This window comes from Bacteroides celer (assembly GCF_002632415.2).
GTDB lineage: Bacteria > Bacteroidota > Bacteroidia > Bacteroidales > Bacteroidaceae > Bacteroides.
In genome coordinates, this window is record NZ_CP178209.1 from 3,087,753 (window position 1) to 3,113,794 (window position 26,042).

A 26,042-nucleotide genomic window follows, 5' to 3' on the forward strand; every position below is an offset into this window, starting at 1 on the left:
TTCAACGCCTAATACATAATACTTGATACTTAATACTTGAACAGGGGCTACCTTCTTACCTTATTATATATCTTCTTATCAAATTTATAATAACGGGCAGCACGGTGAGCCACTCCTTGTTGTTTTTCTTCCAAAGGAACTACATATTCCATCATTGCTATTTTTTTATGGAAGTTACGCACGTCCACGGCTTTGTCGTATACTAATTCAAAAAGAGTCCTTAATTGTGCGGCTGTAAATTTACGTGGAAGCAGTTCGAACAACATGGAAGGATTAAATTCTACGAACTGACGAATATAAGTCATTGCCTCCTTTATAATCAGATTATGGTCGAAAGCCAGTGTTTTCACGTCTTTCAAAGCGACCCAGCAAGCCTGGTGATCGTCCAGATTCTTATCCAACGTACGATCTATCTTCACCATCGACAAATATGCAATGGTAACAATACGCTCCACTTTTGACTGCATAGCTCTTTCCAACCAGCGTACATCTTTCGGATTACTCGTTCTGTTTTTAGAACCAAATGCTTTAAACTGCATCAGATTCACATTTTTAAGTCCTGTCAGTTCATACAAAACTCGTTGTGCAGCTTCATCCAGGGCTTCATCCATATAGATAAGACTTCCGGGAAGTTTCATATCATGATATACTTCTCCATTATCCTCACCTGCACGTTTTACAAGCAACACTTTCAGTTGTTCTCCGTCAAAACCAATCACTACACAGTCTACTGATATATGATTGTTTGCTAGAGGTGTATTTTTCTGTAAATTTTGCATATACATTTCTTTAAGACGATGCAAATATAGAGGCTACAAACCATCAAAACAAAATAAGAAACATGCTATAAAACATTGTTTTTCATATAAATACATATCATACATTCTACAATATGAATAGTTAGTGTTATCTTACGAATTACAATATGTATTTTAGTATTTCCACGGGTGAGTAATTGTATAAAGTACAAAAACTAGATGGACGCTTTATTATCAGTACTTTTCATATCTTTTCCAACAGACGCCAGTAAAGGTACTTATTGTATTTTAAACGATATGTCATTTTGTACCTTATCGTTTTTTATTCTATCTTTGTCGGGTAAATATTAAAAAATCTAAAATGGAACGTCACCCAGTCATTTTATCCATTGCCGGCTCCGATTGTTCGGGAGGCGCAGGAATTCAGGCAGACATAAAAACAATCTCGGCTTTAGGAGGCTATGCAGCATCGGCCATCACTGCCATCACCGTACAAAACACACTGGGGGTACGTGCCGTACAGTCCATTTCTCCGGATATGGTTCGTGGGCAAATAGAAGCCGTGATGGACGACCTGCAACCGGTTGCCATCAAAATAGGAATGATAAATGACATTCAGATCGTTCGTGTAATTTCCGACTGTCTACAAAAATATTCGCCTGCATACGTCGTTTACGATCCGGTAATGGTGTCTACCAGCGGAAAGAAACTTATGACAGATGAAGCGATAGAAGAAATCAAAAAAGAACTTTTACCGCTTGTCACATTAATCACCCCTAATATTGATGAAGCAAAAGTACTTACAGGTAAAAGTATTCACAACATTCAGGATATGCAGACCGCTGCCAAAATGCTGACGGATGATTATCAGACTAATATCTTACTAAAAGGCGGACATCTGGAAGGAGACAATATGTGCGACCTTTTGCATACGTCCGAATTTATCTACCATATATATGAGGAGAAAAAAATAGAAAGCCATAATCTGCATGGAACGGGATGTACCCTCTCTTCCGCTATTGCCACCTATCTTGCCAAAGGCTACCCCATGCGAGAATCCATCCAGCATGCGAAAACATATATCACTCAAGCCATTATCGCAGGAAAAGAATTGAATATCGGTCATGGCAACGGCCCCTTATGGCATTTTCCGGACACCGTTGCACAAATGTGTACTTTTTGTGCGGTTGTATCATAAAAATACGTAACTTTGCACCCGCAATTAAAAATCAATTAAATAATAAAAATATGAAAGCATTTGTATTTCCCGGTCAAGGCGCTCAATTTGTAGGAATGGGTAAAGACCTGTATGAAAACTCAGCTTTAGCAAAAGAATTGTTTGAAAAAGCTAATGATATCCTCGGATATCGCATTACAGATATCATGTTCGATGGTACAGACGAAGATCTCCGTCAGACAAAGGTTACTCAGCCTGCCGTATTCCTTCACTCTGTTATCTCTGCTCTTTGCATGGGTGATGACTTCAAACCGGAAATGACTGCCGGCCACTCACTCGGCGAATTCTCTGCATTGGTAGCTGCCGGTGCATTGAGTTTTGAAGATGGTTTGAAACTTGTTTATGCACGTGCAATGGCTATGCAGAAAGCTTGTGAAGCTACTCCTTCTACTATGGCTGCCATTATAGCATTGCCTGATGAGAAAGTAGAAGAAATCTGCGCAGCAGTAAATGCAGAAGGTGAAGTTTGCGTACCGGCTAACTACAACTGCCCGGGACAAATCGTTATCTCCGGTTCTGTACCAGGTATCGAAAAAGCTTGCGAACTGATGAAAGCTGCTGGAGCTAAACGTGCCCTTCCGCTGAAAGTAGGTGGTGCTTTCCATTCTCCATTGATGGACCCTGCCAAAGTTGAATTGGAAGCTGCTATCAAGGCTACGGAAATTCATACTCCTAAATGTCCGGTATATCAGAATGTAGACGCACTTCCTCACACTGATCCTGCAGAAATCAAAAAGAACCTGGTTGCCCAGCTGACTGCTTCCGTACGCTGGACACAGTCTGTTAAGAATATGGTTGCCGACGGTGCTACTGATTTTACAGAATGTGGCCCGGGTGCAGTACTTCAAGGACTGATTAAGAAAATTGACGGTACTGTCAACGCTCACGGTATTGCATAAGCATCCGTAAGAAAGACTTTATCTTTAAATATATGAAGCGTGTTGGTAACTATTGCCAACACGCTTTTTTATATTAAGCCTATTCATAGCATACGGATTAACATGTTGTATAACACCCCGTTACTTTTCTTTTCTGGCAAACTTTCCGTATCTTGCTATTGTTTTTATTACAGGAATCATTTACTCAAATTTATGAGCCATGAAAATACATGAATATCAAGCGAAAGAGATTTTCTCCAAGTACGGAATACCTGTCGAGAGGCACACTTTATGCCGTACAGCCGCAGGTGTCATAGCCGCTTACCGGAGGATGGGAACAGACAGGGTGGTTATAAAAGCACAGGTATTAACCGGAGGCCGGGGAAAAGCCGGAGGAGTGAAACTGGTAAACAATACGGAAGATGCTTATCAGGAAGCTAAAAATATTCTCGGAATGAGTATTAAAGGACTTCCGGTCAATCAAGTACTGGTTAGTGAGGCGGTAGATATTGCTGCCGAATATTATGTCAGTTACACCATCGACCGAAATACACGTTCTGTCGTTCTGATGATGAGTGCATCCGGCGGTATGGATATCGAAGAGGTAGCCCGTCAAACACCGGAGAAAATCATCCGATATTCAATCAATCCATTTATTGGTCTTCCCGACTATCTGGCAAGGCGTTTTGCTTTCTCCCTCTTTCCTCAAATGGAGCAGGCGGGTAAAATGGCGGCCATCCTTCAGGAACTTTATAAGATCTTCATGGAAAATGATGCATCATTAGTGGAAGTAAATCCGCTGGCACTAACCAAGAAAGGTACGTTGATGGCTATTGACGCAAAGATTGTTTTTGATGACAATGCGCTCTATCGCCATCCGGAGGTACATGCTTTATTTGATCCGACGGAGGAAGAAAGAATAGAAGCAGACGCTAAAGATAAAGGATTCAGTTATGTCCACATGGATGGCAACATCGGCTGTATGGTAAATGGTGCCGGACTCGCTATGGCTACTATGGACATGATTAAACTTTATGGAGGTCAGCCAGCCAATTTTCTCGACATTGGTGGTAGTTCCAATCCTGTCAAGGTAATTGAAGCCATGAAACTTTTATTGCAGGATGAAAAAGTGAAAGTGGTCCTGATTAATATTTTTGGAGGAATCACCCGCTGTGATGATGTAGCAATGGGGCTTCTTCAGGCATTCGAGCAGATAAACAGTAATGTACCTGTTATCGTACGGCTTACAGGCACTAATGAGCATATCGGACGGGAACTGTTACGGAATTACAACCGTTTCCAAATAGCCACAACGATGAAAGAAGCTGCTCTTATGGCTCTGAAAGCATAATAAGTACCCAAATCATTAATTAATAAATAAAGCAATTATGAGCATATTAATAGATAAATCCACCCGCCTGATTGTACAGGGAATTACTGGGAGAGACGGGCTTTTCCATGCCAAGAAGATGAAAGAATACGGAACTCATGTTGTTGGAGGAACTTCTCCGGGCAAAGGAGGAACAGATGTAGACGGCATCCCCGTATTCAACACTATGTATGATGCGGTTGAACAAACGAAAGCCAATACTTCTATCATTTTTGTTCCGGCACGTTTTGCGGCAGATGCCATTATGGAGGCAGCAGATGCGGGCATCCGGTTAATTGTCTGTATTGCGGAAGGAATCCCCACGCTGGATGTAATTAAGGCGCACCAGTTTGTCGAACAAAAAGGTGCTATGCTGATCGGCCCCAACTGTCCGGGACTGATCTCTCCGGGAAAAAGCATGGTAGGCATTTTACCGGGACAGGTCTTTTTAGAAGGGAATCTCGGAGTTATCAGTCGTAGCGGAACACTTACTTACGAGATTGTGTATCACTTAACAGCTAATGGTATGGGACAATCCACCGCTATCGGCATCGGGGGCGATCCTGTTGTAGGTCTTCATTTCCGTCAACTGCTGGAGATGTTCCAAAATGATCCGGAAACAGAAGCAATCGTTCTGATTGGAGAGATTGGAGGAAATGCGGAAGAGCAAGCGGCCGAATATATCCGCAATAATGTAACCAAACCTGTGGTAGCATTTATTGCCGGGCAATCAGCTCCTCCGGGAAAGCAGATGGGACATGCAGGAGCTATCATTTCGGGAAGTTCCGGTTCGGCAAAAGAGAAGATTGAATCTTTAGAAGCTGCCGGTATCCGGGTAGCACAAGAACCTTCGGATATACCGAAATTATTGAAAAGATAAACTCCCAAAGAGAAAGAAAAGACAAAAGTAGTCATATCATAACAGATGCAGATTCACTCCCTCAAATAAGTAATTACATACTTATCGTTTAGAGTAAATCTGCATTTATTTTACATACCTTTCTTTATACCTAATTTTATAAGAAGAGCATTCATAGGATATGCACAGAAGAAGCCGAAAAGCATAGCCAACTGCATCATAAACCAGAATATCCATGTGTCTTTGGGTAACGGTTCATTGATGAACAATACAAAATAGACAATCGCCATCCAGCCATACATTCCTACCTGCCAGGACAAAAGAGAAAAGAAATCCGCTTTGAAAGCACGAGCCAAGGCATTACCTACCGAAATTTTTTCCATCTCCCGAATAGCATAGAATTGGAAATAAACACCAATCATCAAAGCCAGAATAAAGTCAAGTACCCAATTACCAAAGAGCTGACTTCCTGCCACAGTTACAGGAACGTAGTTTGTAAACCACTCTCCTATGATATCTGCCAATGTACATCCTGCACCACAATGAAGCGCTGACAAAGCTACCGATTGCCAATAAGGACGTTGCATTCCTTGCATCGACATTTCTCCCGGCATGGCCATATCCATCGCCATATTATCTTTCATACCGGACATATCCATTCCCTTCATATCAGACATATCTTTCATGCCAGACATATCCATTTTCATCCCATCATCCTCCACTTTCATCGGAACACTCCGTCCAAACTTATTATACGCCCATAAAGCTAAATAACTTCCCCATAATGCAGATAATATCCAGACTGCATTCATTATCTTCATTGATTGCGGACGATGTGTCAGGTCTATGGCAATATGTACTGCAATTCCGATACCTGAACATACTAAGAAAACGGCTATTAAATTGAGCATGACTGTATGTTTTTAAAGATTCAGATTACAAAACATCCTTTATTTGTGAATAGTTCACCCCATTACTTTTAATTTTATCCCGTCGAACTATTCCCCACACGAGTTGTTATCATTTTATAATCAAAACAATAGAAATATGAGCAGACGTATACAATTAGAGCATGAAGTATCTGTTGCTCAAGAAAGAATAAAGAAAGCTGCAAAAGATACACCGAAGAATATCCTGAAATTATGGGAACAAGAGCTGGTAGACCTGGAATTGGAACTCAATAATATGGAGGATGATGAAGAAGATAACAATGAGGATTAACAGAAGAAAGGCGCGCTAGTTACCTAGTGCGCCCTTCTCTATTACTGTATATGTATTCAGTATTAATTCTTTGGCAATGCTTCTTTTACTACCATTGAACGACCTACATATTCTGCACCGTTCAATTGTTCGATAGCTTTAGCAGCTTCTGCATCATCCGGCATTTCGATAAACGCAAAACCTTTTGATCTTCTAGTTTCACGATCTGTGATTAACTTTACTGAAGCAACTGTTCCATACTCTTCCATTACATGTCTCAAATCTGATTCCTTAACATTATAGCTAAGATTTCCAATGTACAAATTCATAAAATACAAATATAAAAAATTAATAATTCAATAAGAAAGTTTTAGGAAGATCTTAATTAGAGATGGATATGCTCAAATAAATGAGAAGATTCATGTAAAAAAATCAAATCGTAATAAACCTCTTTATTGTTGTTGATGCAAAGAAAGGCATTATTTGGGGATATTGCACTATATTCTCTCCTTTTTCTTTCTGCAAAACATCTTTTTTATGAAAATAAGCCAATACTTAACGTTCTTATTCTTTTTATACCAAGCCATTCCATGTAAACTATCGGATTAGTCTTTCTGCAAATTCTTCGCTACAAATTCCTCAAAAAACGTTTTCTTATAGTTTCCACCTCCTATTCCTATCTCATAAGACTTAATAAAAATATCATTGGTATCAAAAGAGTCGATCCGTGAGGTATTGACAATATAGGACTTGTTTATCCGGAGAAACTGTTTAGCGGGCAGTTGCTCATGAATATTTTTCAGATTCATCTTAGTAATCACCCGCTGATCTTCCAATTGGAGAATGGAATAATCCTTTAGTCCTTCAATAAAAAGAATATCACTGAAGTTTATCTTGATATAGCGTCGTTCCGATTTGATGAAGATATATTCTTCCTGTATCTCCTCCACTCTTTCGGCTGTTTCCGACAATAACAGTTTATGATATGCTATTGCCTTATTGACTGCTTTCAGAAAACGGTTCATTTCAATGGGCTTCACCAGATAATCAATGGCACTTACTTCATAACTATCGAGTGCATATTCCGCATACGCCGTTGTAAAGACAATCAACGTATTCACGGGAATGCTTTGCGCAAATTCTATTCCGGTAATTCCCGGCATCTGAATATCAAGGAAAATCAGATCAACCGTATATTCATTTATATAAGCGGACGCTGCGATAGCATTATTAAAGCTACCCACCAATGTCAGTTGTGGAATCTGCTCCACCAATGACTTCATACCTTTGCGAGCTACCGGCTCGTCATCAACAATAATACAATTCATAAGTTTAGATGTAAGTTGACATTATAAGTTGTTTCTTTATCTTCTATCTGTAACGTATACCGTGATTCATAAAGTAAATCCAGTCTGCATTTCACATTGGCCAACCCTATTCCCCCTTCCCGCTTAACAGGAACACGGGGCTTAGAATTTTCGCAACGAAACGTCAACCGTTTATTATGCACAGAAAAATACAGGTGAACATAAGATAAATTGTCGCTATCCAAATTATGTTTCACCGCATTCTCTACAAAAGGGATAAACAATAACGGAGGAATACAGATATTCTCCATATTTCCCTCTTGAAAGATTGTATATTCAAAATGATCCCTTCTCACCTTCTCCAATTCAAGAAAGCTGGTGAGAAACTGTATATCTGCAGTAAGAAATACTTCTCTTCTTGTACTGTCATTCAACTGGTAGCGAAGTAGATTGTCCAGTTTCTCCAATATCTGTGAAGCCTCATCCGGAGCATCCTTTACCAAAATATTGGCATTATTCAGCATATTAAAAAGAAAATGCGGATTGATCTGTTTCTTTAATTGTTGCAGTTCTGTCTGCTTAGTCGCCTTCTCCAATTCAAGAATCTTTTTATCGGAGACAACCCAACGGCGGAATAGTTCAAAGCTCGTACAGCCACCTGCACTTAATAGCAGTACTAATACTCCATAAGCAATACTATCAAAAGAAACAACATGGTTATCCTGTATACAAAACTCACGAATACCGTATCGTTGATATAATGGAGACAGAAATATAAATCCTAATAATACACTTACGATATTGATTCCGAGAAACGAAATCCAATAACACCATAACTTGCGCTTGGCCTTATACAGGAAACGGGGCACTAACCAATATATATTCAGATAGATAGGAAATGCAAAAACCAATATACTAACCGGATATGCATATAGGAAACCTTCTCTAGTAAAATCTCCATATACATTCTGAAAGCCCAAAAAGAGTATAATAAATAGCAATAGTAAGTTACTGATAAGCCTGAAACGGTCATTTACCAGATTCTTCCCCCAATCATATACATTCCAGGTATCTTTCATAATTCCAACATTAAACCAATGGTACACAGTGCCTCATCATTATAGTCACTTTTTAATTGATAACCTCCCGGATATAACAAGTCCAATCGTTGCCGTAACTTGTCAAAAGCAGGTGCTACTTGCAGACTTTCCTTTTTTCGCAGACAGTATGTACAAATGAATCGAAGCTGATTCTCTTCCATTTGAAAATCGATCTTTATATTTTCTCCCTTTCCATTCTCTCCACATACCGTTGTCCGAATCACATATTCTATCACAGGCATAAACAATAAAGGAGGAACTTGTATATAACGCACTTCATTCAGGATGTTGACTTCAAAATTAAACTCCGGATTACATAGTTTCTCCAACTTCATATAATCAGCCATAAAATCGATATCATCTCCCAACAACACCTGTTGCCGTTCACTTTCATAAAGTTGGTATCTAAGCAACCGACTTAATTTAAAGATAAGCAATGACGCCTTTTCTCCATCTTCTCCCAGCAAGGTTCGTACCTTATTCAATATTCTCGAAAAAAACTCCGGTTGGAGTTGATCTTTCAAATGATTTAGATCAGTCTGTATGCTAATATTCTCCAATTCATTTAATCGTTGTTGATAGGCCACCCAACGATGCAGAAAAATAGTAAAAGAAAAAGCCAGGAAATAGAGTATCAGTGCCAATGCATTTATCAACAGAAAGAAAGGGAGATCACTGTTTAGTCTTTGCATCTGTTCGGGTATAACATAATATTGCCCTAGAAAACAAATAGCACCAACCATAGCGGTCAGCATAAATCCAACAAGGCAACTCAAATATATGATATACTTTTTATATCTACGCTGAAACAGATAACCGGGAATTAACCAGTAAGTATGCAGATTTATGATTCCCCATTGAATGACAGAAAGTAAAAGACTAACTCCCGTAGAAAGATTTAGCCCTAAACTATCGTTTTCGACAAAAGTGCCTCTGAACACTAAAAAGGAGACTACAAGAAATATCCCAATTTGCTTCAGTAACGTATATAATAGTATCTTAACTGACATCAGGCGATAAAGTTACCATTTTTTTAGAACTTATACTTCATTCCCACCGAAACATACATTGCCGGTTTAAAATATGGATCAGTATCTTTAGACATATCTTCGAAGAAAGCCTTTAAAGTGCGGGTAGTGTAATAAGCTATTCTGCTACACGACACACCGGCAGTAGCAGTGATTGAAAAAGAATTCCCCATACTTACTTCCGGTTGTAAACCTACAATAATAAATTGCTGGGAAAACATAGTATCTTTTCCTTCTCTTTCCAACAATGCCAATGACCCGTTCATTTCTGCTACTAACCTTAGATTCAGATATCTATTCATTTTCATTCCTGCCGATACTTCCATGGCATTCAGCATCGAAACTTTAATCTGATAACGTCCTTCGGTGCTCCAATCAAAATAAATAGCAGGAAATACCATCGGATAACCAAACGTGTTATTTATAGCCAATCCGGCTCCAAGAGATAAATTGGACTTGAACTGCCGGATGAAAATAACTCCTCCCTGTCCCAGGACATTCTTCAGTTTTACATCAGAAGAGGTATAAACACCTGCACCAACTGTCGTCAACAAGAGCCATTTTTTGCTGATAGGGCGAATATTGGTTACGCTCAACTGCATATTTATGATTTGATCTATGTCTATGTAAGATTGAAGATTCTTATTATTCATTGCCGTATAGCTTCCTCCTGCCGAAATCATCCAAATTGTGGGCTGATTTCTTTCATTCATTTTCTGTGATACGGGAATATTGACGTTCCCTTCCACAAAGCACATATCCCCTTTCCCGGGATACTGTCCGTTTTCATCTTTATATCGGGAAGAAGATATATACCCGGTTTTCACACTAACCTGTGCCTGTATATTTTCAGGAAGTAATAGAAACAAGGCGAACGCACTTAACAAAATAATCCTCATTCTTTTATCTGTTTTAGGGTTTGAATGAGACAAAAGTAGAGTTTTACCGATCTGCGTAGAGAGTTTGTAGACCAAACCCGGCATTAAGTAGACCAAACCTGTAAATTTGTAGCCTGTTTGGTCTGAATGTATTATATAAAAAAATAAAAGACTACCTTTCAACCGAAGATAGTCTTTTATCCGTATATCATTTTTTAATTATCCACAATGGAAATACTTATGTACGAGATCTAACATCTCCATCGGCTTTCCTTCCAAATCCGCACGCAATGTTTTATCTTCATAACCACGAAGTCTGCGGATGATACCATCAATCATTGCCGGGCTGAATACATTATATTGTTCAAAGATTGCCCGTTGTTGTTGCAAGCAATCGGCAGAAGCTTCACAGCTATCCGGCAGTTGCGCCAGTGATTTCAGCTTATCTTCGTTTTCTTTCTGATGGATATTCACATTTACATAAGTTTTTTCAGCAATGTCCAGCGCATTTTCAATCTCAAAACCATGACGGCAGGCAACAGCCAAACCAGCCAACAGTTGATACAAATCTGCCGAACCATCCGGAGAACGCATTTCTACAGTCTGCTTCTGGCTGGTGTCAAAATGACTTTCAGCTTCCAACGGATTTGCCAATGTACACATATCTGTTTTTGCAGCCCATCCCAGAGGTACACGTACTAATACAGAGCGGTTACGATCTCCCCAACAAACATTGGTAGGTGCTTCCTGATGAGGAACGAGACGAAAATAAGAAGTAGGATTGGTATTTCCAAAAGCAGTAATTGACGGAGCAAGCACCATCATTCCGGCAATTGCCTTGCGTGCTGTTTCCGACAAAACACCGTCTTTCAGCATCTGGTTCTTTCCGTCTTTCATGATACGCATGTGGACATGCAAGCCCGAACCTGCTTTACCTGCCGTAATCTTTGGAGCAAAGGTTACATTGTATCCATATCTAAATCCCAGGTTACGAATCACCCATTTGGCAATCATTAATTGATCTGCTGCCTGCGATACGGGAACCGGCAGGAATTCTATTTCATTCTGCTCATAGATATAACCATCCAGCGTAAAATTACCTACTTCGGAGTGTCCATACTTTATTTGTCCGCCTGTCTGTGCGATGTAAGACATACATTGGGTACGGAATTCATTGAATTTAGCATAAGGACCCGATTCATGATAACCGCGTTGATCGGTTGCCTGGAACATACCGGTGTCCGGAGCTATTACATAATATTCCAATTCGCCCATTGCTTGAAATTCCATTCCGGTAACTTCTGTAAAAGTCTTGCTTGCTTTGTAAAGAGTATGTTCTGGTGCACTTTCAAGTGGTTCACCGTCTTTATTGAAGAAAGAGCAAAGCATGGACAGCGTCGGAATCTCGGCAAACGGATCAACGAATGCTGTGCAAAAACGGGGAATCACATAAAGGTCACTACTGCCCGCTTCTATAAATGAGAAAAGGCTGGAACCGTCTACCCGTTCTCCACATGTGAGAATAGCTTCCAGATAAGCTTGATTGTTGATGACAAAGTTCAGAGTTTTCAGACGCCCGTCTCCCGCCGGATACATAAAATTAACCATGCGGATATCTTTTTGCTGGATAAATGAGATAATGTCAGCTTTTGTAAACTCTGAAGTTGGTTTTTGAAGGAATGCCACCAACTGGTTAGCATTCATTGATAAATCATAATTCATAATCGGTTGTTTTTCGTTGTTGTATGATTAAAACGGTTTGTTGAATGCCAAAGATAAGGAAAAGATGGAAAATCAAGTAAGAAAAGATTTAATTATTTCTTTGCTATGTTGCATTTATGTCTATTATCCTATTTAAAACGCTTCAGATCTTTCTTCTCAAAAATCCATTCCGGAGTGTATAGTTTCCCAGTATCCGTTTCGGTCAGCTCGTACCAGGGAGAAAGGTTTCGGCTGGTTGGATTGACCAGGATATGAATCTGTTGGGCAGGCATATAGCTTTGTGCCAGGAGAAATACTTTCTTCCCGGTATTCGGATGAATGGCAACATCCATAACAATCACAGCATGACCGGGTGAACCGCCTTTAATAAAGACATCCCCGGGTTGCAAGGAAGTATAAAGCACAGCTGGGAGTTCACGAGATAAAGAGACAGTTCCGGCATACATAAAAACCATATCGAGATAGTTACGGAAAGTTTTATAGGAATAATCCACTCCCTTGCCCGAAGCATACCATTGAACCTGATTACCGTTGACTTTTATTCGATTTCCCTCCGCCCATTTCTTATATTCGGCAGTAAATCCACTTGTGAAGTTGAATTTTATGTCTGCATACCGTTTATGTTTCCACAGATATTCCGCCCGCAAGCGTATCACTGCATCGGCACACTGCTGCAAATCACGATTGCCTATCTCCATATCTACGACTGCAAATGCGGCTGCCTGATTGGCTTTTTCTTTTCCATTGTAAAGTAACACTTTACTGCCTTTAGGCAATAATGGCAAATTGCGCAAATAAGTTGTAAACGAATTATCGGAGCAGGTCTCTCTAACATATCCTGACGGAGGAGCGATTCTATCCGCAAGCCTCTCCTGTCCCCATGAGTGAAAGACTATGAGAAGCAAGCCTGCACATATTAACAAATACTTCATATCGGTTTTTCTTATTCCATATCCGGACAAATATAAGTAATTATTATGGAAAACGAAGTTGAATGTCTGTTTTTCTCCCGATTGAAGACGCTATCGTCTTAAAAATATGTAATATCGGATTCTGACTAAAACAAAGTGGCCTATACTCTCTTTTTTCTGTAAGAATAGTGCGAACTTTGTTTTCTACAAATTATAATAGTGTTTTTATGGAACAGGTGGTAGATTTAGCTTTACCAGAATACTTTGAAAGAATATCCGCAGAAGCTACCTTTCAGGAGCAATTGTCCGTCATAGATATAGATAACTCCCGTCGTTCGCCGGTTCAAGTCAAAAACTATCCGATACGCTTAAAAGGCTATTCCCTCATCTTTGTTCTTTCCGGAGAAATTACAATAGGAATAAACTATTTATCGCATACACTGAAAAAGAACATGGTGATGCAGGTGTATCCGGATGATATTATAGAGCACACAGCTTATTCAGCCGATTTCAAGGGCTATCTCATCATTCATTCTGCTGAATTGAAAAAGGAAATAATGGCTATGACATCCGGCATCCGTCTGCAACAGGCGGGTCAGTTGAAGAAATTACATACCAGGCAAGAGTTGAGTGAGGAAGAAAGCCTGCGTTTGAGAAAACAGGTTGAACTCATTAAAAGTTATATTCCTGATAAAGAACACGTCTACCACTCTTATGTCATCAAGAATCAGATTATAAATCTATTCTTTGACCTTGACAACTGCCGCTGGCATAGGTATGGCGACGGAGAACGGCACCAATAGTATCTTCCACCGGGATGTGCGGATTGATACGTGCTGGCTGATAGAGGTCAACATAATCTGTGCCTAATCGTTTCAAGGTGTAAGCCAGATAATTTTGTACGTTCTGCGGACGGACGTCAATACCATAGAACCGATCATCTGGAGTGAGCATTCCACCAAACTTGACGGCGATAAAAATGTCTTCGCGCTTCCGGGTTTTCAAAGCCTCGCGGATCACCAGTTCACTTTCTCCGTGACCATAAAAGTCCCCCGTGTTCAGATACGTAATTCCACTGTCCAGCGCGGCATGTATCGTGTCGACTCCCTGCTGAACGTCAGCCATTCTCATGGCACCCAGTCCGATACGTGAAAGGGTGATACCATTGGTTTCTTTATTCAAATACTTCATTGTTTCTTTTATTATATAGTACTAATTCGATTGCAAATTTCGGATAAATTCCTTCATGATACCAGAGCAATATCCGTTCATTTTTGGTCATTATCCGTCAAGAAGCCTCTTTCTCATGAAATGTCTCAAACATACTGATTATAAAAACCAATTGACTGCCTCAACTGTTTTATTTGAATAGAACTATTAAAACTACCGTCACATGAAAAAGGATATTCTAAAAGACCTGCTGGCAAAGCCCGGAAAGAAACATTTGGTATCGGATTTTGACTCGTCATTCACTGGCAATTTATCCAAACAAGACGCTAAAGAGCAACTGGCAAAGGATATTGAGAAGCTTTCGGAGCTGCAAAGTATGCTTTATGCACAAGACCGGTATTCAATCCTAATTATCTTTCAGGCGATGGATGCTGCAGGAAAAGACGGGACTATCAAGCATGTGATGTCCGGCATTAACCCACAGGGATGCCAGGTGTATTCGTTCAAACAACCGTCTGCTGAAGAACTGGACCATGATTATCTCTGGCGTATCAATCGCTCTCTCCCGGAAAGAGGACGAATCGGCATTTTCAACCGTTCGCACTACGAAGATGTGCTGATTGCCAAAGTGCATCCGGAAATTATTCTATCCAACAAGTTACCAGGTGTCGAAACCATAAATGACATTGATCCCGACTTCTGGAAGCGTCGTTATCGACAAATCAACGATTTTGAACGCTATCTGACAGAGAATGGAACGATTGTCCTGAAATTCTTTCTCAATGTATCGAAAGCCGAACAGAAAAATCGATTCATGGAGCGACTGGACGATGCATCTAAAAACTGGAAATTCTCTTCGGCGGACATCAAAGAGCGTCAATTCTGGGAGGACTATATGAATGCTTATGCCGATGTACTGACGGAGACATCGACGGAACTGGCTCCATGGTATGTAATCCCTGCCGATAATAAATGGTTCATGCGTTACGCAGTAGGACGAATTATTTGTGACCGGATGCAGCAATTGGATTTACATTACCCCAAACTGTCGAAAGAGGGATTGGAAAAGCTGGAAGAGTGTAAGAAAAGTGTATCAAACATTAACTTTTAAATCACTTGCGCTTATCCTTTTTTATTCTAACTTTGTAGAAAGGCCTACATACAGAACTAAAATTGATAAGCTTATGGACATCCAAACTTTTATTCAAAATTTCAAAGAGGCATTCGGAGAAAATGCTGAATTGCCTCTTGTTTTCTGGTACTCGGACGAGCAAAAAGGAGAAACAGAAAAGATAAACGGTTGCTTCTTCAAAGGTATGAAGACGGTAAGAGATGGTGGTATTATCAGCCTGAATGCCGAGAACATCGGTTGTGGCGGCGGTAAATTCTATACTGGCTTCACCGAAATGCCCGAACACGTACCGACTTTCGTCTCCCTCAAGGAGAAATACAAACAAACCCCGGAACAGGTTATCGACTACATAGAACAAATGGGCGTTTCCAGAACTGAAAACAAGTATCTTCATTTTGCACGTATAGATAAGGTAGAAAGCCTTGAAGAAATAGAAGGTGTCGTATTTCTGGCAAATCCGGATATGCTTTCGGGTTTGACCACTTGGGCTTTTTATGATAATAATGCAGCAGATTGCGTCGTTTCCACCTTTGGTTCCGGCTGTAGTGCTGTAGTGACGCAAGCCACGATAGAGAATCGTAAAGGAGGCAAACGCACTTTCCTCGGTTTCTTCGACCCATCGGTTCGCCCTCATTTCGAAGCTGACAAACTAAGCTATACCATACCTATGTCCAGATTTAAAGAGATGTATGAGACGATGCGCCAAAGTTGTCTATTCGATACGCATGCATGGGGAAAGATTAAAGAAAGGATGAACGGATAATTTCCCATAACGAAATTGCATATCATTATACAATTATCGGGACATTAGGTATCTTATTCCGAACATACAAGGCTTCTCTTTCGTTGTTATAGAAAGAAACTGCCACTTGATACTGACAATTCATTATCAAGACAGATATTTTCTGAATATCAATCCTTGTTATACGAACCAATATGACTAAAAAAATAGATTATATATCTTTGTTTGCGCGCCTTGCGCTTGCTATCGGATTCTTGTCGGCAGTTGCAGACCGCTTAGATTTATGGACTCCTTTGTTGGGAAGCGAAAATGTAGTTTGGGGCAATATGGAAAGCTTTACTGCTTATACCGGAGTTTTGTTGCCATGGGTCCCCAAATTTCTAATACCATTATTGGCATGGACGGCTACCATAGCAGAAACGATTCTCGGTATATTGCTATTAATAGGTTTCCAGAAACGTTGGGTCGCTCTTCTTAGCGGCATTCTATTATTGACTTTTGCATTCTCCATGTCGTTCTCCTTGAATGTGAAAGCCCCATTCGATTATAGCGTATTTGCAGCAGCTGCGTGTGCTTTCTTACTTTATAAAGAAAGTAAGGTAAAACAGGAAGAGTATTCATAATATATTAAAGTGAAACAGGAAGTATAACAGAAAAGCCTAAATCAAAACCTGCGTGCTGGTGGCTCCCTGCCTGTCCTATTTTCCTACAGGATTAAAATAATATATCAGTCGGATTAAACCTTTTATCTGGAGAAAAGTCTTATTATTAATATATTATCGTTCTATTCAACATTAAAGTATCAACGAAAATGGAAACATCCGTCAAACTCTATTCGCTGAAACACAGCAATGTGAAAACCTACCTGTTCGCCTTACTATTCGTAGCGGGTAACATTGCACTTCCACAATTATGCCATCTTGTACCTTATGGTGGTCCTACCCTGTTACCTATTTATTTTTTCACGCTGATTGCGGCTTATAAATATGGTTTTCTTGTAGGATTATTGACTGCTATTCTTTCACCAGTCATCAATCATTTATTGTTTGCCATGCCCTCGGAAGCGGTACTTCCCATCCTATTAATCAAATCGTCCTTACTCGCCGGAGCTTCAGCTCTTGCAGCACGTACTATAAAATCGGTTTCATTACTGGCCATTCTTGGTGTCGTACTCACTTATCAGGTCATAGGCGTTGCATTTGAATGGGCCATCGTCGGAAGTTTCTACGAAGCAGTACAGGACTTCCGTATCGGTATTCCGGGAATGTTACTGCAATGGTTCGGCGGATACGCCCTCCTGAAAGCAATTGCCAAACTCTAAACTAATATAGAAAGATGGACAGAAGGGATTTTTTAAAAACAGTAGCTATCACCGGAGCCGCCTTGACTATACAGCGTTCGGAGGCTATGGAGGTGTTAACTCAAACAATCAATAAAGCAAACGGAAGCAATCCTGATCTGGTGGCCGTTATGGGCGGAGAACCCGAAGAGATGTTCCGCCGTGCCATAAGCGAACTGGGGGGTATGAAGCAATTCGTGAAACCGGGACAGAAAGTGGTTGTAAAACCTAATATCGGTTGGGATAAAGTGCCGGAACTGGCAGGAAATACGAATCCGAAACTGATTGAAGAAATCGTCAGACAATGTTTTGCCGCCGGAGCTAAAGAAGTGGTCGTGTTCGACCATACTTGTGACGATTGGCAGAAATGCTACAAAAACAGTGGTATTGAAGCTGCTGCCAAAAAAGCCGGAGCCAAAGTAATGCCTGCACATCTGGAGTCGTATTACAAACCAATTGATCTGCCAAAAGGCAAAAAGATGAAGAAAGCCAAAGTGCACGAAGCGATTCTGGATTGTGATGTATGGATCAATGTTCCTATTCTGAAGAATCACGGAGGTGCCAATCTGACTATCTCCATGAAAAATCACATGGGGATTGTGTGGGATCGCGGATTCTTCCACCAGAACGATTTGCAACAATGCATCGCAGATATCTGTACATTACAGAAGAAAGCTGTACTCAACGTAGTAGACGCCTACCGGATCATGAAAACAAACGGTCCCCGGGGACGCTCTGCATCCGATGTTGTACTGGCAAAAGGATTGTTTATCTCACCGGATATTGTAGCCGTGGATACGGCTGCTGCCAAGTTCTTCAATCAAGTACGTGAGATGCCACTGGATACAGTAGGACATCTCGCCAATGGGGAAGCATTGAAAATAGGAACCATGAACATTGACAAATTGAATGTCAAGCGAATTAAGATGTAAAACAACCATGTTAAGAAGGCTACGTATTGGAATATCAGCACTTTTATTTGTGCTGATTTCTTTCTTTTTTCTCGATTTCGCAGAAATATTACCGAACAGTTTTCATCGGCTGGCACATTTGCAATTTATTCCAGCCATCCTTTCACTAAGTATAGGTATCTTATTATTTCTCATTGTGTTAACGCTTTTATTCGGGCGTGTATATTGTTCTACAATCTGCCCTATGGGTATCTTGCAGGATGTGATTGCACGAATTTCCAAAGCAACGGGAAAAAAGAAAAAAAGATATAGTTACAGTCCTGCAAAAAACAAATTGCGCTGGGGTGTGCTCGGACTGACAGTGGTCGGGTTTCTATGTGGATTTACATTTATTGTTGGTTTGCTCGATCCGTACAGTGCGTATGGACGTGTAGTAGTGCACATATTCAAACCTATCTATATGCTGGGGAATAATCTGCTGGAATCACTCTTTGCCAGATTTGACAATTATACATTTTATCAGGTAGACACCTCCATCTTGAGCATTTCTTCCCTTCTCATCGCTATTATTACTCTTGCAGCCATCTTTGTAATGGCATGGAAACATGGACGGACATGGTGCAATACGATTTGTCCCGTAGGAACAATATTGGGGTTATTGAGCCGATTTTCATTATTCAAAGTCCGTATTGATACTGCCAAATGTAATGGATGCGGGCTTTGTGCCACCAAATGCAAAGCAGCTTGCATCAATAGTAAAGAACACGCTATTGATTATAGTCGTTGTGTAGATTGTTTCAACTGTTTGGGAGCATGCAAACAAAAAGCATTAGTTTACGCCCCTTCTTTAAAAAAACAGTCTGACGTAGAAACTCCTGCACCATCATCACCGGATTTGGATTCATCCAAACGCCGTTTTTTGGTTGCCGGTCTTGTTACTGCCGGAGCAACCCCCAAACTCATCTCCCAGGCCAAGGAATCTGTAGCAAGCCTGGAAGGTAAGAAGGCATACAAAAAGGAAAATCCGATCACTCCTCCGGGGTCTATCAGTCGGGAACACTTCCAACAGCAATGCACATCCTGTCATCTTTGTGTCAGCAAATGCCCTTCTCATATCTTGAAACCGGCTTTTATGGAATATGGCTTGGCAGGCATGATGCAACCTACTGTTAGCTTTGAGAAAGGATTTTGTAACTTTGACTGTACTGTCTGTGGAGATGTCTGTCCCAATGGAGCAATTCTTCCCATAAGTGTAGAGCAAAAACATCTTACACAAATGGGATATGTTGTTTTCATCGAGGAAAATTGCATTGTTTATACTGATGGAACCAGTTGCGGAGCCTGCTCCGAACACTGTCCCACACAAGCAGTAGCGATGGTGCCGTATAAGGACGGATTGACGATTCCTCATGTAAATAAAGAAATATGTGTAGGTTGTGGAGGATGTGAATATGTTTGCCCAGCCCGTCCATTCCGTGCCATCTATATCGAAGGAAATCCCGTACAAAAAGAAGCAAAACCATTCAAAGAAAGCGAAGAGCACAAAGTTGAGATAGACGATTTCGGATTCTGACCGGCATGGTGCCGGAGCAGAGTTTCCATCCGTGTTTTATGTTCTATGACGGTTTATTTCAAATGTGAATAAGACAGATGGTATGGATTTAAAAAAAACTATCCATTATATTCCTCCTACTTTCAATAAATTCACTAAATTCGTGGCGAACTAAAGAAAGCAATTCATGGAGGTATTCACAAATAACTGGAATAGCCGGAAATATCAGATTGGCTATGCACTAAGCGGAGGATTTATTAAAGGATTTGCCCATTTGGGAGTCATGCAAGCTCTTTTGGAACATGATATTAAACCGGAAATCATCTCTGGAGTAAGTGCAGGGGCACTTGCGGGTGTCTTTTACGCGGACGGCAACGAGCCACACAAAGTACTTGATTATTTCTCCGGACATAAATTCCAGGATTTAACGAAATTGGTGATTCCCAAGAAGGGGCTATTTGACCTCTGTGAATTTATTGATTTTCTCCGGACTAACTTAAAAGCAAAAAATCTGGAAGAACTACAACTTCCCCTGATTATCACAGCAACTGACCTCGATCATGGTCGCATGGTTCACTTTCATCGGGGAAACATAGCGGAACGGGTCGCCGCTTCCTGCTGTATGCCTGTCATGTTTTCTCCGGTCAACATAGATGGCACTAACTATGTGGATGGAGGATTGATGATGAATCTTCCGGTCTCTACCCTGCGCAGGGTTTGCGATAAGGTGGTCGCTGTCAATGTAAGTCCTATCATGGCACAGGATTACAAAATGAATATTGTAAGCATTGCTATGCGCTCATTTCATTTCATGTTCCGCGCCAATACCTTTCCCGAAAGAGAAAAATGCGATTTATTAATCGAACCATACAACCTATACGGATACAGTAACACCGAACTGGAAAAAGCAGAAGAAATCTTTGGGCAAGGCTATAATACAGCTAACGAAGTACTTAATCAGCTGTTGGAAGAAAAGGGAAAAATATGGAAATAACCTCCTATCCATCAGAAATAAGAATGAATACGAATATTAATAATCTACTCTATATGAATGACGAAAATAAAATAATTATCTACCAAGTATTCACCCGCCTGTTTGGAAATAACAACAACCACTGTGTCTACAATGGAGACATTGCCACCAATGGTTGTGGGAAAATGGCTGATTTCACTCTCAAAGCACTTGGTGAAATCAAGAAACTGGGTACTACGCATATATGGTATACGGGCATCATCGAGCATGCCACTCAAACGGACTATCGCCGTTATAACATCAGACCGGATCATCCTGCTGTTGTAAAAGGAAAAGCGGGTTCTCCCTATGCTATCAAGGATTATTATGATGTAGATCCTGACTTGGCTAACGACGTGCAAGGGCGTATGAAAGAATTTGAGAATCTGGTACATCGCACACATCGTACAGGTTTGAAAGTAATTATTGATTTTGTACCTAATCACGTAGCACGCCAATATCACTCGGATGCACAACCGGACGGTACGACCGAATTGGGAGCTAACGATGACTCCAGCCAATCTTTCAGCCCATATAATAATTTCTATTATATTCCGCAAGCGGAACTTCATGCCCAGTTTGATATGAAAGACGGTGCAGCAGAGCCTTACCGGGAATTCCCGGCGAAAGCTACCGGTAACAATCGTTTTGATGCTACTCCCAATATCACCGACTGGTATGAAACAGTGAAATTAAACTATGGAGTGGATTATCAGAATGGCGGTACCTGCCACTTCTCCCCGACTCCGGATACTTGGATAAAGATGCTGGACATTCTTCTTTTCTGGGCATCAAAAGACATTGACGGTTTCCGTTGCGACATGGCCGAAATGGTTCCTGTTGAATTCTGGGAATGGGCTATTCCTCAAGTAAAAGAGGCTTATCCTGAAATACTTTTCATCGCAGAGGTTTACAATCCAGGTGAATACCGTAACTATCTGTTCCGCGGCAAGTTTGATTACCTGTATGATAAGGTAGGGCTATATGACACGTTACGCAATGTAGCTTGTGGATATGAATCTGCATCCGCTATCACTCATTGCTGGCAAAGTCTGAATGGAATAGAGAAAAAGATGCTCAACTTCCTGGAGAATCACGACGAGCAACGTATCGCTTCTGATTTCTTTGCCGGCAACCCGCGTAAAGGAATTCCCGCACTGATCGTTTCAGCCTGTATGAACACTAATCCTATGATGATCTACTTCGGTCAGGAGTTTGGAGAACTGGGCATGGATAGTGAAGGATTTAGCGGAAGAGACGGACGGACTACTATATTCGATTATTGGAGTGTAGACAGCATACGACGCTGGCGCAACGGAGGTAAATTTGACGGGAAGATGCTTACTGAAGAGCATAAACACCTCTACTCTATCTACCAAAAAGTACTGACGATTTGTAATGAAGAGCAGGCAATCAGCAAGGGAGTATTCTTTGATTTAATGTATGCCAATATAAACGGATGGCGTTTCAATGAGCATAAACAATATACTTTTATGCGAAAATATAAAAATGAGATTCTGTTTTTCATTATTAATTTCGACAGTCAACTGGTAGATGTTGCTATCAATGTGCCTTCACATGCTTTCGACTTTTTACAGATTCCTCAAATGGAATCTTATCAGGCCACTGATTTGATGACGGGCGCTAAAGAAGAAATCAGTCTATTACCTTATAAGCCCACGGATGTTTCAGTCGGAGGCTATAACGGAAAGATTTTAAAGATTACTTTTTAAGTAAAAAGACTAAGATCTGTATACTCTTCATCCCTCGGTCACTTATGAATGACCGGGGGATTATTTTATGCACATCACTCAAACAAATATTCTCAAAGGCTGTTTAGGTAGATAAATAATCCTCTAAACTCAAAGCTTATGAAGAAATTTATGATTTGTGCAATCGCATTGTTTCTGCTATTATCTACATCTGTCTTTGGAGATACCCCTCCCGGCAATGTACAGTCGACTTTCAAGAAAATGTATCCTAAAGCAAATGGCGTCGCCTGGTCACAAGACGACGGATATTATTGTGCCAACTTTGCAATGAACGGATTTACTAAAAATGTATGGTTCAACGTTCGGGGACAATGGGTGATGACGCAGACTGATCTTGTCAGTCTCGACCGGCTGACCCCAACAGTCTATAATGCCTTTGTATCCGGCCCATACGCAAATTGGGTGGTAGATAATGTGACAATGGTGGAGTTTCCCAAATGGCAGGCTATTATAGTAATTAAGGTAGGGCAAGATAATGTCGACATCAAATATCAGTTATTCTATACTCCACAAGGGGTATTGCTCAAAACGCGCAACGTTAGTGATATGTATGATATTCTCGGGCCAAGTACCTTTCTGGAAAACTAGGAACTGAATTATATAATAGGGTAATAAACGAGAAAGCCCCCGCAGATATTCAATAATATTTGCGGGGGCTTCTTGATTTAAAGATAAAATTATTTTTTCTTTCTAAGTACTACAGCGGTACGGGCAGGAATATAGAGTTTCAGCCACTCTTTCTTTTCCTTCTTGTACAGCGGATCAGTAATAGTGAAGTGCACGACAGAGTCGTCTGCCAAACCATTTCCTCCAAATGCTACATCGTCGGTGTTCAGTATCACTTCATAAGCTCCCGGAGTTACCAGGAATCCATAATCAGTGAATGACTGCTTTGGATTAAAGTTAAAGACAAATATAAGGTCTTTCCGTTCGTATGCCAATACCTGATCGCCATCATTATGCCATATTTCCTGAACAGGTGTTGCCTGGAAATCTTTCACACTCTTGAGAACTTTCAGCATTTCTTTATCAAAATCACCCATATAGTGATAGGTCAGATTTTTGTTGTCCACCAAATCCCATTGGCGGCGGGCATATTTGCACGACCATCCGTTACCTTCACGCGGGAAGTCAATCCATTCGGGATGCCCGAATTCATTTCCCATAAAGTTCAGATAACCTCCGTTGATAGTCGAAGAGGTCAGCAGGCGGATCATTTTATGCAAAGCAATACCACGGTTGACAACATAATTTTCGTCTCCCTTCTGCATGTGCCAGTACATATCGGCATCAATCAGGCGGAAGATAATCGTCTTATCTCCTACTAATGCCTGGTCATGACTTTCTGCATACGAAATGGTCTTTTCATCCTGGCGACGGTTGGTTACTTCCCAGAACATGCTGGAAGGCTTCCAGTCTTCATCGATCTTTTCTTTGATTGTCTTGATCCAGTAGTCCGGAATATTCATGGCCATACGATAATCGAAGCCGTAACCGCCATCTTCTACTTTGGCAGCCAGTCCCGGCATACCGGAAACTTCTTCGGCAATGGTTATCGCCTTCGGATTTACCTGATGAATCACTTCATTAGCCAGTGTCAGGTAACAAATCGCATTATCATCCTGATGACCGTTGAAATAATCTCCGTAGTTACAGAAAGCTTCACCCAGTCCATGGCTGTAATATAACATAGAAGTCACTCCATCAAAACGGAATCCGTCAAATTTATATTCTTCCAGCCAGTACTTGCAGTTTGACAACAGGAAGTGGATCACTTCATTCTTGCCATAATCAAAGCAGAGAGAGTCCCAAGCCGGATGTTCGCGACGAGCGCCCGGATAAAAATACTGATTCGGATCACCGGCAAAGTTTCCTAATCCTTCTACTTCATTCTTCACTGCATGTGAATGAACGATGTCCATAATCACAGCAATCCCCATCTCATGAGCAGCATCAATCAGTGCTTTTAATTCATCGGGGGTACCAAAACGCGAAGAAGCAGCAAAGAAACTGGATACATGATAGCCGAAGCTTCCATAATATGGATGTTCCTGAATAGCCATAATCTGGATACAATTATATCCTTCTTCAGCAATACGAGGAAGTATTTTCTCGCGGAATTCGTTATATGTGCCCACTTTTTCCTCCTGCTGTGCCATTCCGATATGACATTCATAAATCAACAGCGGATTCGTGTCGGGCTTAAATGTTTTCTTCTTGAATTTATAGGGGTTCTCCGGAGCCCAGACTTGTGCACTGAATATTTTGGTCTGTTCATCCTGTACCACACGTGTAGCCCACGCAGGAATACGCTCGCCTTGTCCGCCTTCCCAATATACATTCAGTTTGTAGAGATCGCCATGATGAATGGCATCCGCCGGCAGATTGATTTCCCAATTGCCATTCTTTTGTTTTTCCAGCTTATAAGCAGCTTTCTCCTCCCAGTTATTAAATGTACCCACCATATAAATATGAGTAGCATTGGGGGCCCATTCACGGAAAGTCCACCCCTTATCGGTGCGATGCAATCCAAAATAAAGATACCCCGATGCAAAATCTGAAAGGGTTTGTTTTCCCTTATTCGTCAATTCAGCTTCTTTGTCTAATACATACTGATGACGCCCGGTAATAGCACCGGCAAAAGGTTCCAGCCAGGGATCGTTTTTTATGAGATTAAGTGTCTTTTCCATATCAGAATTGAATTAGGATTATGCTTTTACTTTTACGATTACTTTCTTCACACCATCCGGAGTGATACCGGGAGCATGACCGTCTTGCGGGAAAAAGATAGCAAACATTCCCGGTTTCACGGCAACGTATGTTTCTGCTAATCCTTCGAAGAAAGTAATATCTTTTTCTGCGTTATAAGGTGCATCTGCCGGAACACAGTCTTTAGCAGCAGTATACCCCATTATTTCTGTTCCCGACAATGGGATTTGAATATCAATAAATTCGTTATGAGTTTCCAGTTTGGCTTCCTCTTTTGTTTTAGGTTTGGTTTGTGCAATATTCACCAACAGATCTTTTCCTTTCAGTTCTGTCTTACCAACTTCCATGGCTTGGAGGTCATGAGACTTCAAGAATTCAATAGCTTGTGCAAACAGAGGGTTTAAAGACGCATATTTCTCCAGATTTTCTAAAGTATCTACTACCATATAAGTTAAA

At 40.8% G+C, this 26,042-nt stretch carries 27 protein-coding genes; 15 read left to right on the plus strand and 12 right to left on the minus strand.

Annotation, left to right across the window (positions count from 1 at the left end):
- Positions 1-47 precede the first annotated feature (47 nt).
- Entirely contained in the window at positions 48-779 is a 732-nt protein-coding gene (locus CJF29_RS12400; protein ID WP_004295874.1) for an NUDIX hydrolase, read from the minus strand.
- 340 nt (positions 780-1,119) lie between these two features.
- Between CJF29_RS12400 and thiD the strand changes: the two genes are divergently transcribed.
- The 4 genes from thiD to sucD all read left to right on the plus strand — a co-directional run bounded on the left by thiD (position 1,120) and on the right by sucD (position 5,122).
- Positions 1,120-1,956 carry a bifunctional hydroxymethylpyrimidine kinase/phosphomethylpyrimidine kinase gene (gene thiD, locus CJF29_RS12405; protein ID WP_004316408.1) on the plus strand — a complete coding sequence of 279 codons (837 nt, stop codon included), beginning with the start codon at positions 1,120-1,122 and terminating at the stop codon, positions 1,954-1,956.
- Between the two features lie 50 nt (positions 1,957-2,006).
- Complete coding sequence (fabD, locus tag CJF29_RS12410; RefSeq protein WP_004295871.1) at positions 2,007-2,894, plus strand: ACP S-malonyltransferase; 888 nt, start codon at positions 2,007-2,009, stop codon at positions 2,892-2,894.
- A gap of 199 nt (positions 2,895-3,093) precedes the next feature.
- Positions 3,094-4,224: an ADP-forming succinate--CoA ligase subunit beta gene (sucC, locus tag CJF29_RS12415; protein ID WP_074638307.1), complete on the plus strand. Its 1,131-nt coding sequence runs from the start codon at positions 3,094-3,096 to the stop codon at positions 4,222-4,224.
- Between the two features lie 37 nt (positions 4,225-4,261).
- A complete protein-coding gene (gene sucD / locus CJF29_RS12420; protein WP_099147315.1) occupies positions 4,262-5,122 on the plus strand; it encodes a succinate--CoA ligase subunit alpha in 861 nt (286 codons plus the stop codon).
- 110 nt (positions 5,123-5,232) lie between these two features.
- Here the strand turns inward: sucD and CJF29_RS12425 are convergent, their stop codons facing one another.
- The gene (locus CJF29_RS12425) at positions 5,233-6,012 is read right to left on the minus strand and encodes a DUF4396 domain-containing protein (RefSeq protein ID WP_099147316.1); all 780 of its coding nucleotides are present in this window, start codon (positions 6,010-6,012) and stop codon (positions 5,233-5,235) included.
- A 136-nt stretch (positions 6,013-6,148) separates the two neighbouring features.
- On the opposite strand from CJF29_RS12425, the gene CJF29_RS12430 reads away from it, so the two are divergent.
- Positions 6,149-6,322, plus strand: a complete 174-nt coding sequence (locus tag CJF29_RS12430; protein ID WP_175486937.1) for a hypothetical protein — start codon at positions 6,149-6,151, stop codon at positions 6,320-6,322.
- A gap of 62 nt (positions 6,323-6,384) precedes the next feature.
- On the opposite strand, the gene CJF29_RS12435 is transcribed toward CJF29_RS12430, so the two are convergent.
- From CJF29_RS12435 to CJF29_RS12465, 7 genes are all read right to left on the minus strand, one after another.
- A complete protein-coding gene (locus CJF29_RS12435; protein ID WP_004295865.1) occupies positions 6,385-6,630 on the minus strand; it encodes an RNA recognition motif domain-containing protein in 246 nt (81 codons plus the stop codon).
- A 276-nt stretch (positions 6,631-6,906) separates the two neighbouring features.
- A complete protein-coding gene (locus CJF29_RS12440; protein ID WP_008777003.1) occupies positions 6,907-7,629 on the minus strand; it encodes a LytR/AlgR family response regulator transcription factor in 723 nt (240 codons plus the stop codon).
- Entirely contained in the window at positions 7,626-8,687 is a 1,062-nt protein-coding gene (locus CJF29_RS12445; protein ID WP_176553174.1) for a sensor histidine kinase, read from the minus strand. The genes CJF29_RS12440 and CJF29_RS12445 overlap by 4 nt, the downstream gene beginning before the upstream one ends.
- Positions 8,684-9,400 carry a histidine kinase gene (locus CJF29_RS12450; RefSeq protein WP_229128480.1) on the minus strand — a complete coding sequence of 239 codons (717 nt, stop codon included), beginning with the start codon at positions 9,398-9,400 and terminating at the stop codon, positions 8,684-8,686. The genes CJF29_RS12445 and CJF29_RS12450 overlap by 4 nt, the downstream gene beginning before the upstream one ends.
- A gap of 341 nt (positions 9,401-9,741) precedes the next feature.
- Positions 9,742-10,635, minus strand: a complete 894-nt coding sequence (locus tag CJF29_RS12455; RefSeq protein WP_099147319.1) for a DUF6268 family outer membrane beta-barrel protein — start codon at positions 10,633-10,635, stop codon at positions 9,742-9,744.
- A gap of 198 nt (positions 10,636-10,833) precedes the next feature.
- Complete coding sequence (locus CJF29_RS12460; RefSeq protein WP_022200158.1) at positions 10,834-12,336, minus strand: glutamine synthetase family protein; 1,503 nt, start codon at positions 12,334-12,336, stop codon at positions 10,834-10,836.
- Positions 12,337-12,464: 128 nt separating this feature from the next.
- Positions 12,465-13,268 (minus strand): DUF4846 domain-containing protein, encoded by an 804-nt coding sequence (locus tag CJF29_RS12465; protein ID WP_099147320.1) that lies wholly within the window; start codon positions 13,266-13,268, stop codon positions 12,465-12,467.
- A gap of 206 nt (positions 13,269-13,474) precedes the next feature.
- On the opposite strand from CJF29_RS12465, the gene CJF29_RS12470 reads away from it, so the two are divergent.
- Positions 13,475-14,050: a hypothetical protein gene (locus CJF29_RS12470; RefSeq protein ID WP_004295857.1), complete on the plus strand. Its 576-nt coding sequence runs from the start codon at positions 13,475-13,477 to the stop codon at positions 14,048-14,050.
- Here CJF29_RS12470 and CJF29_RS12475 read toward each other — a convergent pair.
- Positions 13,980-14,438, minus strand: a complete 459-nt coding sequence (locus tag CJF29_RS12475; protein WP_074558163.1) for an aldo/keto reductase — start codon at positions 14,436-14,438, stop codon at positions 13,980-13,982. The two genes, CJF29_RS12470 and CJF29_RS12475, sit on opposite strands and share 71 nt — an antisense overlap.
- Before the next feature lie 202 nt (positions 14,439-14,640).
- Between CJF29_RS12475 and CJF29_RS12480 the strand changes: the two genes are divergently transcribed.
- The 9 genes from CJF29_RS12480 to CJF29_RS12520 all read left to right on the plus strand — a co-directional run bounded on the left by CJF29_RS12480 (position 14,641) and on the right by CJF29_RS12520 (position 23,465).
- On the plus strand, positions 14,641-15,528 hold the full coding sequence (locus CJF29_RS12480; protein ID WP_099147321.1) for a polyphosphate kinase 2 family protein: 888 nt from the start codon (positions 14,641-14,643) through the stop codon (positions 15,526-15,528).
- A gap of 73 nt (positions 15,529-15,601) precedes the next feature.
- Positions 15,602-16,312, plus strand: coding sequence for a DUF169 domain-containing protein (locus CJF29_RS12485; RefSeq protein WP_074558160.1), 711 nt, complete (start codon positions 15,602-15,604; stop codon positions 16,310-16,312).
- A 173-nt stretch (positions 16,313-16,485) separates the two neighbouring features.
- Positions 16,486-16,914 (plus strand): MauE/DoxX family redox-associated membrane protein, encoded by a 429-nt coding sequence (locus CJF29_RS12490; protein ID WP_074558159.1) that lies wholly within the window; start codon positions 16,486-16,488, stop codon positions 16,912-16,914.
- Between the two features lie 188 nt (positions 16,915-17,102).
- A complete protein-coding gene (locus CJF29_RS12495; protein ID WP_004295851.1) occupies positions 17,103-17,612 on the plus strand; it encodes a hypothetical protein in 510 nt (169 codons plus the stop codon).
- A 14-nt stretch (positions 17,613-17,626) separates the two neighbouring features.
- Positions 17,627-18,562: a DUF362 domain-containing protein gene (locus CJF29_RS12500; protein WP_004295850.1), complete on the plus strand. Its 936-nt coding sequence runs from the start codon at positions 17,627-17,629 to the stop codon at positions 18,560-18,562.
- A gap of 7 nt (positions 18,563-18,569) precedes the next feature.
- Complete coding sequence (locus CJF29_RS12505) at positions 18,570-20,114, plus strand: 4Fe-4S binding protein (protein WP_074558158.1); 1,545 nt, start codon at positions 18,570-18,572, stop codon at positions 20,112-20,114.
- A 166-nt stretch (positions 20,115-20,280) separates the two neighbouring features.
- Positions 20,281-21,087, plus strand: coding sequence for a patatin-like phospholipase family protein (locus CJF29_RS12510; protein WP_099147322.1), 807 nt, complete (start codon positions 20,281-20,283; stop codon positions 21,085-21,087).
- A 53-nt stretch (positions 21,088-21,140) separates the two neighbouring features.
- The gene (locus tag CJF29_RS12515; RefSeq protein ID WP_099147329.1) at positions 21,141-22,838 is read left to right on the plus strand and encodes an alpha-amylase family protein; all 1,698 of its coding nucleotides are present in this window, start codon (positions 21,141-21,143) and stop codon (positions 22,836-22,838) included.
- A 138-nt stretch (positions 22,839-22,976) separates the two neighbouring features.
- Complete coding sequence (locus CJF29_RS12520; RefSeq protein ID WP_004303340.1) at positions 22,977-23,465, plus strand: PepSY-like domain-containing protein; 489 nt, start codon at positions 22,977-22,979, stop codon at positions 23,463-23,465.
- Between the two features lie 89 nt (positions 23,466-23,554).
- On the opposite strand, the gene CJF29_RS12525 is transcribed toward CJF29_RS12520, so the two are convergent.
- Together CJF29_RS12525 and CJF29_RS12530 are read right to left on the minus strand one after the other, a co-directional pair.
- On the minus strand, positions 23,555-25,567 hold the full coding sequence (locus CJF29_RS12525) for an alpha amylase C-terminal domain-containing protein (RefSeq protein WP_099147323.1): 2,013 nt from the start codon (positions 25,565-25,567) through the stop codon (positions 23,555-23,557).
- Between the two features lie 18 nt (positions 25,568-25,585).
- Entirely contained in the window at positions 25,586-26,032 is a 447-nt protein-coding gene (locus CJF29_RS12530; protein ID WP_004295843.1) for a YhcH/YjgK/YiaL family protein, read from the minus strand.
- Positions 26,033-26,042 lie beyond the last annotated feature (10 nt).

Excerpts from the sequence above, each read along its gene's own strand:
- CJF29_RS12485 (WP_074558160.1), top strand. The coding sequence starts at position 15,602 with ATGGACATCCAAACTTTTATTCAAAATTTCAAAGAGGCATTCGGAGAA.
- sucC (WP_074638307.1), top strand. The coding sequence starts at position 3,094 with ATGAAAATACATGAATATCAAGCGAAAGAGATTTTCTCCAAGTACGGA.
- CJF29_RS12495 (WP_004295851.1), top strand. The coding sequence starts at position 17,103 with ATGGAAACATCCGTCAAACTCTATTCGCTGAAACACAGCAATGTGAAA.
- CJF29_RS12430 (WP_175486937.1), top strand. The coding sequence starts at position 6,149 with ATGAGCAGACGTATACAATTAGAGCATGAAGTATCTGTTGCTCAAGAA.
- CJF29_RS12510 (WP_099147322.1), top strand. The coding sequence starts at position 20,281 with ATGGAGGTATTCACAAATAACTGGAATAGCCGGAAATATCAGATTGGC.
- CJF29_RS12440 (WP_008777003.1), bottom strand. The coding sequence starts at position 7,629 with ATGAATTGTATTATTGTTGATGACGAGCCGGTAGCTCGCAAAGGTATG.
- CJF29_RS12445 (WP_176553174.1), bottom strand. The coding sequence starts at position 8,687 with ATGAAAGATACCTGGAATGTATATGATTGGGGGAAGAATCTGGTAAAT.
- CJF29_RS12460 (WP_022200158.1), bottom strand. The coding sequence starts at position 12,336 with ATGAATTATGATTTATCAATGAATGCTAACCAGTTGGTGGCATTCCTT.
- CJF29_RS12400 (WP_004295874.1), bottom strand. The coding sequence starts at position 779 with ATGCAAAATTTACAGAAAAATACACCTCTAGCAAACAATCATATATCA.
- CJF29_RS12435 (WP_004295865.1), bottom strand. The coding sequence starts at position 6,630 with ATGAATTTGTACATTGGAAATCTTAGCTATAATGTTAAGGAATCAGAT.
- sucD (WP_099147315.1), top strand. The coding sequence starts at position 4,262 with ATGAGCATATTAATAGATAAATCCACCCGCCTGATTGTACAGGGAATT.
- CJF29_RS12470 (WP_004295857.1), top strand. The coding sequence starts at position 13,475 with ATGGAACAGGTGGTAGATTTAGCTTTACCAGAATACTTTGAAAGAATA.
- CJF29_RS12530 (WP_004295843.1), bottom strand. The coding sequence starts at position 26,032 with ATGGTAGTAGATACTTTAGAAAATCTGGAGAAATATGCGTCTTTAAAC.
- thiD (WP_004316408.1), top strand. The coding sequence starts at position 1,120 with ATGGAACGTCACCCAGTCATTTTATCCATTGCCGGCTCCGATTGTTCG.
- CJF29_RS12455 (WP_099147319.1), bottom strand. The coding sequence starts at position 10,635 with ATGAGGATTATTTTGTTAAGTGCGTTCGCCTTGTTTCTATTACTTCCT.
- CJF29_RS12490 (WP_074558159.1), top strand. The coding sequence starts at position 16,486 with ATGACTAAAAAAATAGATTATATATCTTTGTTTGCGCGCCTTGCGCTT.
- fabD (WP_004295871.1), top strand. The coding sequence starts at position 2,007 with ATGAAAGCATTTGTATTTCCCGGTCAAGGCGCTCAATTTGTAGGAATG.
- CJF29_RS12425 (WP_099147316.1), bottom strand. The coding sequence starts at position 6,012 with ATGCTCAATTTAATAGCCGTTTTCTTAGTATGTTCAGGTATCGGAATT.
- CJF29_RS12500 (WP_004295850.1), top strand. The coding sequence starts at position 17,627 with ATGGACAGAAGGGATTTTTTAAAAACAGTAGCTATCACCGGAGCCGCC.
- CJF29_RS12505 (WP_074558158.1), top strand. The coding sequence starts at position 18,570 with ATGTTAAGAAGGCTACGTATTGGAATATCAGCACTTTTATTTGTGCTG.
- CJF29_RS12520 (WP_004303340.1), top strand. The coding sequence starts at position 22,977 with ATGAAGAAATTTATGATTTGTGCAATCGCATTGTTTCTGCTATTATCT.
- CJF29_RS12465 (WP_099147320.1), bottom strand. The coding sequence starts at position 13,268 with ATGAAGTATTTGTTAATATGTGCAGGCTTGCTTCTCATAGTCTTTCAC.
- CJF29_RS12450 (WP_229128480.1), bottom strand. The coding sequence starts at position 9,400 with ATGCAAAGACTAAACAGTGATCTCCCTTTCTTTCTGTTGATAAATGCA.
- CJF29_RS12515 (WP_099147329.1), top strand. The coding sequence starts at position 21,141 with ATGAATGACGAAAATAAAATAATTATCTACCAAGTATTCACCCGCCTG.
- CJF29_RS12475 (WP_074558163.1), bottom strand. The coding sequence starts at position 14,438 with ATGAAGTATTTGAATAAAGAAACCAATGGTATCACCCTTTCACGTATC.
- CJF29_RS12480 (WP_099147321.1), top strand. The coding sequence starts at position 14,641 with ATGAAAAAGGATATTCTAAAAGACCTGCTGGCAAAGCCCGGAAAGAAA.
- CJF29_RS12525 (WP_099147323.1), bottom strand. The coding sequence starts at position 25,567 with ATGGAAAAGACACTTAATCTCATAAAAAACGATCCCTGGCTGGAACCT.